Source organism: Candidatus Dependentiae bacterium, from assembly GCA_018266175.1.
Lineage (GTDB): Bacteria > Babelota > Babeliae > Babelales > RVW-14 > JAFEAY01.
The window spans coordinates 14,400-27,056 of sequence record JAFEAY010000003.1 but is presented as its reverse complement, the minus strand read 5'-3'; the positions used below and the strand labels follow the sequence as shown (position 1 = coordinate 27,056).

10 protein-coding genes are annotated in these 12,657 nt (G+C 39.0%); 2 read left to right on the top strand and 8 right to left on the bottom strand.

What is annotated here, in order from left to right; all coding sequences use genetic code 11:
• The first annotated feature begins 29 nt into the window (after positions 1–29).
• The gene (locus JST56_00130; protein ID MBS1987382.1) at positions 30–1,310 is read left to right on the top strand and encodes an N-acetylmuramoyl-L-alanine amidase; all 1,281 of its coding nucleotides are present in this window, start codon (positions 30–32) and stop codon (positions 1,308–1,310) included.
• A gap of 417 nt (positions 1,311–1,727) precedes the next feature.
• Positions 1,728–2,240 (top strand): hypothetical protein, encoded by a 513-nt coding sequence (locus tag JST56_00125; GenBank protein ID MBS1987381.1) that lies wholly within the window; start codon positions 1,728–1,730, stop codon positions 2,238–2,240.
• Between the two features lie 86 nt (positions 2,241–2,326).
• On the opposite strand, the gene JST56_00120 is transcribed toward JST56_00125, so the two are convergent.
• The 8 genes from JST56_00120 to JST56_00085 form a co-directional block, all read right to left on the bottom strand.
• Positions 2,327–3,637 (bottom strand): hypothetical protein, encoded by a 1,311-nt coding sequence (locus JST56_00120; GenBank protein MBS1987380.1) that lies wholly within the window; start codon positions 3,635–3,637, stop codon positions 2,327–2,329.
• Positions 3,638–3,786: 149 nt separating this feature from the next.
• A complete protein-coding gene (locus JST56_00115; GenBank protein ID MBS1987379.1) occupies positions 3,787–5,079 on the bottom strand; it encodes a hypothetical protein in 1,293 nt (430 codons plus the stop codon).
• A gap of 82 nt (positions 5,080–5,161) precedes the next feature.
• Complete coding sequence (locus JST56_00110; protein ID MBS1987378.1) at positions 5,162–5,788, bottom strand: Maf family protein; 627 nt, start codon at positions 5,786–5,788, stop codon at positions 5,162–5,164.
• Positions 5,785–7,011: a DNA-protecting protein DprA gene (dprA, locus tag JST56_00105; GenBank protein MBS1987377.1), complete on the bottom strand. Its 1,227-nt coding sequence runs from the start codon at positions 7,009–7,011 to the stop codon at positions 5,785–5,787. Before dprA ends, JST56_00110 begins: the two co-directional genes overlap by 4 nt.
• Positions 7,012–7,031: 20 nt before the next feature.
• Positions 7,032–9,689 (bottom strand): DNA gyrase subunit A, encoded by a 2,658-nt coding sequence (gyrA, locus tag JST56_00100; GenBank protein ID MBS1987376.1) that lies wholly within the window; start codon positions 9,687–9,689, stop codon positions 7,032–7,034.
• A 192-nt stretch (positions 9,690–9,881) separates the two neighbouring features.
• Positions 9,882–10,355 carry a phosphatidylglycerophosphatase A gene (locus JST56_00095; protein ID MBS1987375.1) on the bottom strand — a complete coding sequence of 158 codons (474 nt, stop codon included), beginning with the start codon at positions 10,353–10,355 and terminating at the stop codon, positions 9,882–9,884.
• A complete protein-coding gene (gene pgsA, locus JST56_00090) occupies positions 10,342–10,920 on the bottom strand; it encodes a CDP-diacylglycerol--glycerol-3-phosphate 3-phosphatidyltransferase (GenBank protein ID MBS1987374.1) in 579 nt (192 codons plus the stop codon). The genes JST56_00095 and pgsA overlap by 14 nt, the downstream gene beginning before the upstream one ends.
• 124 nt (positions 10,921–11,044) lie before the next feature.
• Positions 11,045–12,652: an AAA family ATPase gene (locus JST56_00085; GenBank protein ID MBS1987373.1), complete on the bottom strand. Its 1,608-nt coding sequence runs from the start codon at positions 12,650–12,652 to the stop codon at positions 11,045–11,047.
• Positions 12,653–12,657: the final 5 nt, after the last annotated feature.

Here is a 12,657-nt window from a genome sequence, read left to right as displayed (position 1 = left end):
AATGGAAACAACATAACCTTGGGGGGATTATGAATATTTTGCACAAGAAATCTATTTTCTTAGCAATTAAACTTATTACAATACTTAGTTATGCAACATGCAATACTTCAGCTCAATCAGCTCAATCAGCAGGAAATAAACTTAACTGGATGGAAGTATCTCAGGGAAAATTTGCAACGCAAATTATGTTTGATTTTTCTCAACCAATATTTTTCAATAAGAAGCTCAACAAAGAAAAGTTTCGACTCAAATTAACGTTTCCAGGAATGGGCCTTGAACAATTCAAACAATCAGAAGTTGTTGGACAGCTCAATAAGCTTAAAAAACAAGGACTTGTTTCAAATGTTTGGCTCCATGAAAAAGATGCTCAAATAACAAGCGTTGTTCTTGCAATCGACTTTGCACAAACAGTTCAAAGCCACGGTAAAAACAGACACAATAAAGGGGTTACTCCTGAAAAAAACAGGCTTTTAATCAAGTGGGCAACACTTGAAAGTCCTAATCGACTCATTATTGATATTTTCACCAAGCAGACACTTGATGAACTTGAAAAACACGACAACATGATGCTCCAAGCGCGAAATAATGTCATTATGAGCGACACAACACAAGAAATTTATTTACCCAATAAATCAAAACAACAGAAAAATCTGCGTATCGTTATTGACCCTGGACATGGCGGAAGTCAACCGGGCGCTCGTGCATTTGGACTTCAAGAAAAAGATCTTGCTCTTGATATCGCCCAACGAGTAAAAAAACAGCTCAATCAAGCAGGATTCAACACCGTACTAACCCGAAATGTCGATAAAACCATGAGCTTACTCGAACGCTCTGAACTCGCAGTTCAATTAAAAGCGGATCTATTTGTCTCAATTCACGTTAATGCAACAGGAAAAAAAGACCCACACGAAAATGGCGTCGAAACATTTTATCTTAATAATAAATATGTTAGTCAACCGGCAAATAAAAGCGGCTTTATTCTGATGAATTTAAAAAATCAAGAACGTTTACCAGAAATTGTAAATAATACTTTGCAAAAAAATGCTCACGCTTCACGCTCTCTTGCAACAGAAATTCAAAATAATTTAGTTAATGCCTTACACAAACACAAGCACGCGGTCACCAATCGCGGAATTAAAACCGATGGATTTCGAGTTCTTTTGCGAAGCGCTGTTCCAGCTGCACTTGTTGAAGTTGGATTTTTAACAAATAAAAAAGAGGCTGCACACCTTGCACAAGAACAATATCGATCAGTTATTGCACAAGGTATCTACCAAGGTATTGAAAAATTTGTACAGATAAATCACTAAGTCTCCACACACACTCTCAAGCTCACCGGGAAGACAACCTTCCTGGTGAGCTTTTTTTATAAGAAATAACACACTATAAACTTTTGTCCTGAACACCAAATAATTCAAGTTCAATCTGAAATAAAAAGTAATTTTATTTTATTAAAAAACGCCTATAGAGGCCATGTTTGAGAAGAAAATATTTGATATACAAACTATTAGAACCTCTTCTAATCAAGCAAAGCATCAGTATCTTCAAACATTACTAAACGCTTTTATGCTCAGCAAAGAACTCTTAATATGCTCATTTATATGAATTTAGGCAATTTTTGCGTATACTGTGGTTTGTAAGGTTAAACAGACGTTTTTGATACATCAACCCATTACCCTCTATCAAAACATTATCAACACCGTGGAAGACCAAGGGAAAGGATTTTCATGAATAACAACAACATTTCGCTGTCACTTGAGCTTATTTGCCTCATGAGTTGGCTTTTAAAAAATGAAAAGCAAGGACTCAACACGCTCATTAAACACGCAGTGCAACATGGTTTTTCTGAAGAACTAGAAAAAGTGGAAAGCCTTGACCATTCAAAGGTCTCTGAAAAGCTTTATACTACTATCCTTGATTTTCTCGTCTTACTTGAACAAATTTTGATGAAAAATCTTGAAACGATTAGTCTGGATACCACAACAAAAGATGCTATCCTACCGGCACTTGAACAGATGGATCTTGATAGCCTTGATGATCGAACGATTTGGTTAAGCATGCAGCAAACAAAAGAAAAAATGCATAAACACCATAACCATCATCACAAACACAAACATAAACATCACAACCATGTTGAGGAAAAACCAACGAAGCAAGCTTCTAACGATCAAGCAAAAAAAATATTGTTTGAGCAGCTCATTAAAAACTGGAAGCCGACCAAAAATGAACCGCTTCACTAATTTTTTTAATTTATTATCGTAAAAAACTAAGGGCTCATACGCAATGTATGAGCCCTCTTCTCGTTCATGAAAAGATTATGCTCAACTTACTGAGATGACATTTGAGTCAACAGATCAACAACCTGCGTATTCCCTTTACTCTTAGCATAATCAATCGCAGACATGCCTTGACTGTCTTGAGCTTTAATAATTTGAACTTGAAAGTCTTTACCTACTTGCATAGCTTGACCAGTAATACGCCCAACCATCATAGCAACAGTTGAGGGTTCGTTAACATTTACAGCAGCTTGCAAGAGAGTCTTTCCATTTTGTACTGCAGTCAACATAGTTTGAACACTTGCAGCATCAGTATATTTTTTGACCAATGATGACATCCCCATGTAATCACCAGCAGCTATTTTTTGAAAGGCGGTATTAATATCATCTTGTAACGTTGAAGCCGACGCTGGAGTTGGTGCTGGGGTTAAAGCCGCTATGCTTGAAAAAATAGACACCAATTGCGTATTCCCATTACTTGTTGCATAATCAACGGGTGTTTTACCTTCCACATCTTTTGCAAGAATTCTCTCAGCTTGAAATGCAATATTTACCTCTGAAGCTTTATTAACAATAAGTATTCCCATCTTCAGTGCGGTATTGAGATCCGTAAGAGCTGAAGCCTTATGCAGGAGCGTCTGACCTGTTGCTACCAAACTGATTTCTACGGCAGTAAGCATAGTTTTAATACTCGAAGTATCACTATACTTTTTAAGTAAAGCTTTTAACCCATTGTAATCACCAGCACGTACTGCTACAAATGCAGCATTAATATCACTTTGTAACGTTGAAGCCGGCGCTGGTGCTGGAGTTGATGAAGCCGATGTTGATGTTGTTGATGGAGCTGTTGTTCCAGTTGACATCGCTCCAGTTGATCCAGTTGATGTTGATCCCATAGCTCCAGATGTCGATGCAGTTGATGACTGCACAATTGCCACTAAGTTATTAAAGATAGTCAGCAAATTTTGATTATTCCTACCTTTTGCATAGTCAATTGGTGTTTTATTTTTGTTATCTTTTACCGAAATTATCTGCTTTTGAAACTGAGGGCTCACATCCAGCCCACGGTTAGCAATCAGTATTCCCATTTTCAAGGCAGTCGCGGTATCGGCAAGATTTGCTACGGCATGAAGCAAAGTCTGGCCATTTCCTTTTGCTGTCAATATAGTTTTAATACTTGTAGCATCCGAATATTTATTGAGTATAGTCGACATACCCTTATAATCATTAGAAGCTACTTTTTGAAAAACAGTTTTAACATCGGCCTGTAAAGAGGATTTCGTTGATGATTTTGGTGCTGCTTGCAAGCTAGAGTTTAAAAAAGCTCCTACAAAGCTCACAATTAAAAGTATTTTATTCATAAACTATCCCTTCTTTACTCATCAATAGAATGATTATTGAAATACTGCGCACAGAACGCGTATTATTAATAAGCCTATCAATAATCAATTCAAATAGTCAATAAATAAATTGCTGCGTGAAAATATCTCAATAAACCGACTTCGCCTGGTTAATCGGCGCATGAACCGAGCCGAATAAATGAAAATGGCAACTGATCTGCTTGTACCATATTACACAATACCTCCTTATTCAATGGCTTACGAAGTTGCTTAACCTGCAACTTGATCGTAGGTTTGAATTTCAATGGATTTATATTCCATGAATCAGGTTCTTCGGTACTGGTTATATAATAAAGTTCATTAAAAGATATCAATAATTGCTTCGATTTATCAGGTAAAAAATCTTTTTGTTTGCAAAACCTACGATCAAATGTAACAGTTCCAACTTTTTGATTATCTTCATAGACGGTCCACTGAGTTATACTTTGAGGAATTGAGCGCTTAGCCCCCCGCTTGGTTCTACAAGTAAACGATCCTTTCTCAGAATAACCAGAACGCTTCATAACAATCGATTTATCGTTAAACGTAAACCGCAAATAATCACCTATGCCTGGATTTTTTGAGGAACGTTTTACAAGCCACCCCCAGTGCTCAGCATAGTAAGCTGGTTGGGTAGGAAGTATTGGATCAACAATACGAATATTATAAATGCCCTGTTTAATAAGCTGATAAATATCGCACCCACCGGCAATATAGACAATTGTTTTGCCATCATCACAGGCTTTTTTGAGTCTTTGCAAACAAGAGGCATGCCACTCTTTCCAGCCATTACCAGCCAACTGCTTCCAAATAACCGAGTAAAGTAAACGTGCAAGCGGATGATAGCAAGAACTCTCTAATCGCTTTTTAAATGACAAAAAGGTCTTAGGTGAAAAGCAATATTCAAAAAAATTGTTGGCAACGCTAAAAAGATGCTCTCGTTCATCATGCTTTTCAGGATGAGCAAATAAGAGGTGCATAAATGCGTTATACTTGTTTATAACCGGATTATGTGAAGCTTTTTTTTCAATGCTATTATAAATTTTTGATGAAAATTTGTGATCACACAGGTAATCAAGAAATGCACCGATATCGTTTTGAAGCATTGGATAAAGAGCTTTAAAATGCTCAAGCAGCAACTCCTCATTCTCAAGAACTGGCTTACCATCTAAAAGAGCATCAAAGTAAAAGCTTAATGCTGCCAAACCCTTTGGATATCGCAAAAAGCAACTTTTTAGAGCTTCGCTCGATTGCCGTTTACTCATTTCCTGCACATTAACATCTGAAAAAATACGCTGTCGATATTCACCTTCTCCATCAATCCAAGAAGAGAATACATCAGTATCATCTCGAGTTATTTTGCTGTTTAAAACAAAAAAGCTTGAAATAACCGAAAAAAATATAAATAAAGATCTAGCAACCATAACTCCTCCCCTTTAGCTGAGCATGATTAGTCTGCCATAGGATGGAATCTCGATTCAAGAAATCAAGAGAAGCTGAATAAATTTAAAGCTTAAAGTCCATAACTTTAAGTCCTTGCACAAGCTCAAATAACGGAATACCCATGGCTCCAGAATATGAGCCTGAGAAATTTTTAAGAAACGATTGCCCGGGCCCTTCTACAACACAAGCACCGCAGGCATAGAGCGCGATCGGGCTTTTTTCAAAATAAAAATCAAAACGATCAGCGTCAACACAAAATTCAGCTAATGAAGATGAAGTCCAATGATGAAACTGCTCCGCACTCCAACCTTCTGCCGTTTTAACCATACGCTCTAAGCAGCACCCCGTCATAATTTCAATAGGCTCTTGAGCTATAAGCTCAAGCATCTGTACCGCATGCGCTTTGTCACGCGGTTTGCCCAAAATTTGCAAGCTCTTTGTTGTTCTAATGAGCGTGTCTGCGGTAAGCACAAAAATATAATCGGTTTGGACAGATTCGGGATTTGGTAACTTAAGATGGCGCAATTTATCCGAGGCTATTGCAAGTACATGAGCTGAAAAATCATGTGGGTTTTCAATACCACACTCGCTACTTCCATGATCAAGAACTTTGAACTGAATGCCGGTCTGAGTAAGGAGCTGCTGACGAGAGGCCGACTGGGAGCCAAGATAAAGTACATCATGCATCATGAACTCTTTTCCCATGCACCGGTAAAATGTTGTTTTACTTTGCCATCAAGTTGTAACTCAAACAATCTATTTTGAAGCTCTACAATATCAAACCCGGTGCGCATGATTAAATCATCAAGAGTACTTGCTGTCGTTAAGGCACGCAAAATTGGATCACTTTCTTCAATGCCCAGCTGTTGACCTGTAAGCCCTTGAGCTTTTGTAGCTTGAACAAGTGACAAATCATCTTTAGGTGATACATGATCTTTGCGTGCAGCAGTAAATGTGGTATGACTGACTGATTCATTAAACTCTTCAAGAATATCATTCACACTTGCAACAAGCTTTGCTCCCTGCTTAATCAGCTCATGACATCCAATACTTAATTCATGATCAATCAACCCCGGTACGGCAAAGACCTGTCTGCCATTTTCAAGAGCAAATTGAGCTGTAATTAATGCTCCGCTCTTTACTCCGGCTTGAACAACGACACATCCATGACTAAGCCCTGCAATGATACGGTTTCGTGCAGGGAAATTTCCTTTTTCAGGAGGAGCATTAAGTGGGAATGCTGAAATAACTGAGCCACCCCACTCACTAATATGCTTGAAAAGTGAAATGTTTGCATCCGGATAGGGCTTAAGTAAACCAGAGCCAAGAACCGCAATAGTTTTTCCTGAACAACTCAAGGTTGCAGCATGAGCCATAGCATCTGCACCAAGCGCACCACCACTGACAATCTGCCAGTCTTGGGCAACAAGAGCCGGAACCAATTGATTAATAACCTCTTGCGCGTAGGTTGTAGCTGTTCGCGCACCAACAATTGAAATACGTTTTGCGGTATGTTCAAGCGGTGCACCCTTGCAGTACAAAACAAGCGGAGGAAGATAAATTTGCTGCAAAATTTCTGGATAAGACTCATCAAAAATTGTGATCAATTGAATGTTGTGTTTTTCAAGCAGTGCACATTCTGCTTCTAGGCTGGTTTGATCTGCAAGTCCTGCAACAATTTGTCGCGCAATTCGTTCTGTAAATCCAGCCCGTCTTATCAAATCATGTACCGAATAGAAATAAACTTGTTCAAGATCTAGTTCATTTTGATGCTTAATTAATTCAATAAAGTCGGCATCAAGCATATCGGGATAGCGCTCGCTAAACAGATACTTAATGAGCTTTAACGCTCCGGCAGGGCCGACTCCATCGATCAAAGATATGTGCAATAAGATTTTCTTATTACGTTGCATATAAAAATCCAAGCTCAAATTTACTCTTCGTCTTCAGACTCTTGCTCATCTTCAAGCAACTCTTCATCGTGCAAATCATCTTCATCTTCTTCCTCAAGCGCTTCAAGATCATCTTGATCTTCATCGCCTTCGTCATCAAATAAAGCTTCTTGCTGGTTGCTTTCTTGCAACGATTGAATTGATTGTGCTTGTTCAAGGGCTGTATCAGCATCGCTATTTTGATCGCTCTCAGATTCTTCAAACGCAACAACCGCTGCCAAGGTTTGGGTTGCATCAAGACGTACAAGACGTACACCTTTTGCTTGTCTACCCATGGTGCGAATTTCTTGCGGAGAAAGCCTGATAATTTTACCGTTAACATCAATCAGGAGAACATGTGATGCGTCATTAACACAGGCCAAGCCTATTACAAAGCCATTACGTGTATCTGTTGGAATAGTGCGAACACCAAGTCCTCCACGGTGAGCAACACGGAAGTCTACAATTTTCACGCGCTTACCAAAGCCGCGTGCTGTCGCAAACAACAAGTCACTCGTTGAATCGGAAATAACTTCCATACCAACAACTTCGTCACCTGAACGCAACATGATACCACGCACGCCGGCGGCCTGACGCCCCATTGCACGAACTTCAGATTCTTTAAAGTGAATGCCTCGGCCTTTTTTGGTTGCAATAACAATTGAGTCATTACCACCACTCATGGCACAGAATGAAAGTTCATCACCTTCATGCAAGTTTACCGCACGAATACCGGTACTACGAATTTTAGCAAAGCTTTCAGCTTCAGTTTTTTTAATCACACCAAGCTTAGTAACCATAACAAGGAACTTATTTTCCATATCACGGGTGCAGAGCAGTTTAACCACACGCTCGCCTTGCGCAAGTTCAAGCAAGTTAACAATTGCTCGACCTTTTGCAATACGTGAGCCCTCTGGAACCTGGAATACGGAGAGACTATAAATTCTTCCCAAGTTGGTAAAGAAGAGTAATTCATCGTGATTCTTTGCAACAAAGAGATCTTGAATAACGTCATCCGATTCTTCAAGGTCTGCAATCCCCTTTTTACCTTTTCCGCCTCTATGCTGAACAGCATAAGTGTCAAGGCCAACGCGTTTGATGTATCCCTTTCGCGTCAAGGTAACAACAACTTCTTCGTCAGGAATTAAGTCTGCTTCGCTCAAGCTGTCGATAGCACCTTCGATACGTGTTTTACGAGGATCGGCATAGTTTGTTTTGATGTAAACAAGCTCTTCCATGATCTCTTTTTTGAGCTCGTTTTCATCGCTCAAAATCAGCTCAAGCTGGAAAATAATTTTTTTAAGTTCTTCAATTTCAGCATACAATTTGTCACGCTCAAGACCGGTCAGACGCTGCAAGCGCATTTCCAAGATCGCCTTGGCTTGCTTTTCGCTCAAATTAAATTGAGCATTTAAAAGCTCTATCGCCTGATCAGGCGATGATGATTTTTTAATGAGCGGTATCACTTCATCAATATGAGAAACAGCGATAATCAAGCCATCAACAATATGCGCACGCGCTTTGTTTCGAGCAAGATCATATTCTGTTCGGCGAGTTATAATTTCTTTTCGGTGAACTAAGAAATGTTCAAGTGTTTCACGCAATGAAAAAAGCATTGGGCGGTTTTGATACAACGCAAGCATAATAATTGACATGCTCGATTGCAAAGAAGTGTGCTTGTAAAGTTGATTCAAAACAACATGAGGATCATCACCACGTCGAATTTCAATAACTACACGAATGCCGTTACGATCAGATTCATCACGAATGTCTGATATGCCTTCAATAACTTTATTCTTAACCAAATCAGCTATTTTGGTAATCAAGTCAGCTTTACAAACTTGGTAAGGAAGCTCAGAAACAATCAACGCGTTACGTTTCTTGTCCTGTTCAACTTCAACAATACCACGCATAATCAATTGACCATGACCAGTTCTATATGCTTTGACAATTCCGGAGCGGCCACAAATGACACCACCGGTTGGAAAGTCAGGAGCTGGAATAATTTCGAACAAGCGATCGTCAGAAAGGTTTGGATTATTCAAAAGCTCGATACACGCATCAATAACTTCACCCAAATTGTGTGGAGGAACCGATGTCGCCATACCAACCGCAATACCGGTTGAACCGTTAATCAGAAGGTTTGGAACTTTGCTTGGAAGCAATGTTGGTTCCATACGCGATTCATCAAAGTTTGGTACAAAGAAAACCGTATCTTTTTCGATATCGGCAAGTAATTCGCGTGCAATTTTATGCATACGAACTTCGGTGTATCGCATTGCTGCTGCGTTATCGCCGTCAATCGAACCCCAGTTACCTTGTCCATCAAGCAACGGATAGCGCTTAGAAAAATTTTGTACCATACCAACCATAGATTGGTAAATTGCAGAGTCACCATGTGGATGATAATTACCAATCACCTCACCCACAACGGTTGCAGATTTTCGAGGAGCTTTTTCATGATAGTAGCCTAGTTTATGCATCGCATACAAAATACGTCGATGTACCGGCTTAAGACCATCACGCACATCAGGAAGTGCTCGACTGACAATAACCGACATCGCATAATCAAGAAAGGATGTTTTTAATTCTTTTTCAATAGAAAGATTCACAACTCCTGGAACCTTGCTCCCCTCTTGGGCATCTTTGAATTCGGGCATTGACTATTCCTTTCCTGAACAAGCACTTAATTGTGTTACTATCTGAATATAATTATTTGTGTGAACAATCTGCGCTTCTAGGATACTCATTTTTGTACCACATAGCAAGCTGAATGCTTGTTCTAGCAGCGAGATTGGCTCACGAAATACTACTTTTATCATGGTTTAATTTTATACAAAAACAGTAATTGTTTATAAAAAACTACTGTTCATCAAATAAATCAAAATTTGGACCAACAGCACGGTAAAAATTCCAGCCATGCCATCATCCAGCATCACCCCCCAGCTTCCTGGCAATTGCTCTAAATGATTGATTGGAAAAATTTTTTTTATATCAAAAAAACGAAATAATACAAAAGCAAGGGCATACCAGCCAAGCTCCTTGGGAACACCCAAGACTGCAATGGCCATACCAAAATATTCATCAATGACAATCCACGATGGATCTTGAGTTTGCGCATCCTGTTGAACTCGATCAACCGTTAATAATCCTACGCTTAAAAGTGCTGCAACTATTGCCAGCTGAACTAAGCATGATACATCTGGTAGTAAAAATAAAAAAACCACTGCAACTAAACTCGCCCAAGTCCCTGGCATCCAAGGCAAATAACCAACTCCAAAGCCGGTTGTTACCAGATAACTTATTGGCGATTTATTTCCGAACATAATCAAGTCCTGAATAGAGTGTCAATGCTGCAACTAAATACAAACAAGTTTGCGCAAGAGTAAGCGAAACATCGTACCACGCTGCAGGTGCTTGCAGCCACTGAGCAATAAGACATATGAAAAAGAAATAGATTGAAACAAATTGAGCGGTTGTTTTTACCTTTGCAAGCATACTCGTTTTAAGCATGCCGCCATGAGCAATTTTTTGTAGACGTAACAGCGTTACAAAAACATCCCGAATCAGAATAATTAAAACCACCCACCATGAAACAAGATTAAGCACTGCAAATGCGGTAATAGTAGCACCAATCAATATTTTGTCGGCAATAGGATCCAAAAACGCACCCCAGAAGGTATAGGCATCGTAACGACGCGCATAGTAGCCATCGAAGGTATCGGTCAATGCTGCAATAGTAAAGATAACTAAGGCAAGAACAAGAGACCACTCACCTTGAAACAAGGTCACCAAAAAGAGTGGTGTAAGGATGATGCGTAGCACCGAAAGAACGTTAGGCAAGACCGATAACCGATTCACAAGCAAAGCTCCGAGCAAATTTATAAACATAAGCAAAGTGCCGTTCACACCAACAACTGTTGTGCTGCGAACGGCACTTTAAAATTTGCTTTAAGTATATCCTATTTTTGATAACAAAAACAGCTCAATCACTATTTAAAACTCAAAGTTTGAATCAAAAATTCATAGCCTGAGTCAGATACTCAACAGTAAGCTTCTTAGCCTTGTAGTTAAAGGAAAGACCAACCAAAAGAATCGGCTTGCTTTCATGCTGATATTTTTCGTAGTAACGTTTCTCAAGAATCTGATCCATCGCTTCCTGTGCCGGCTTATTAAATTTGAATTCAAATACAAAGATCCGATCGTTGGTTCGAACAACCAAGTCGGCACGTCCCGTGTCCGTACATACTTCAGATTGAACATCGCTACCCAAAATCCAGAGCGCTGTTTGAAAGATAGAATGATAATATCCTTCTTGTTCAATATGAAGTTGATAAGGAACATTTGCAAGCAAGATTTTAAATGCATTTGCCAGCGGCTCAATATCCCCTGCTTTTAATCCAACGCGAAGTTGCGCTATTACTGGAGCAACCCTCGTTTCGCTCATGTCGCACTTAGCACTAAGCAAGTAGGATTCCATTGAATTTTTCAATTCAAGATTTGGGTATGCAAGTTCAACCAGTTTATTTTCTTCATCGTAAGACTTGATTGTCAAATATCCTGCTTGATATAAAAGGGCATCGAAGGGTATTCTTTCAAGGTTAAATGAACCAAACATTGATGGATCAACTTTTATCGAAGTAAAACAATCAATCCAACTGGTATCATGAATACCGCTTCTCATTGCTTTAACCAAATAGGTTGGCGTTCCAGTCTCGAACCAATAATTTGAAAAACGTCGTCGGTCTAGAAATTTCATAACAGAAACAGGGCTGTAAATTTTTTGAATTGTTTTCTTTTCATAAGCACTCATCTCAAATTCAGTTTCCAGTGTAAACCTGTATCCATCATACCACTGGGAAATTTGATTCATCAACTCTTCATGCGTATACCCCATGCTCTTTGCAGTCCAATCAAGATACTCCGTAAAGTAGCGCTCAATTTCCTGCTTGGTATACCCAACAAGTTCAGCAGCCTTGGGGTGTTGCGATAAATCATCTAGATTGTTAAACCCAGAGAAAAGCGCTGTTTGTGAAAACTTGCTGACACCAGTTACAAACATAAAATGAATATACTGATCGTTACCCTTGATGCTTGAGTAAAATTTTTGCAACACATCACGAATTGCATGCGCTACTGGCATGTTCTCGATGTGATCCAATATTGGTTTGTCATACTCGTCAACTAAAAAAACAATTTTATTATTGCGCGCAAGCTTTGGAAAAAGTACAGCAATAAAATTACTTGGTTCTGTCAGGTAGTCGAAATTATCTTCTATTCCATATTCCTGAGCAATCAGCTTTAATTGAAGACATAAAGAAAATTTTAATTGATCAGGATTTTCGTAAGCAAGTGTACCAAAATCAAGCTTAACAATTGGATACTCTTTCCAGTCGTAGTCAGTTTTACTTATTGCAAGGTTTTCAAATAACTCTTTTTTGCCTCTAAAAATAGACTCGAGTGTTGAAACTACCAGTGATTTTCCAAAGCGACGAGGACGCGAGAAAAAGCAAGTTTTACTTTGTTTAATCAACCTATGAATGATTTCTGTTTTATCGATATAAATACAATCACCTTCAATCAATTGACTAAATGTCTGGATATTTAATGATAGATTTCTCACGCACT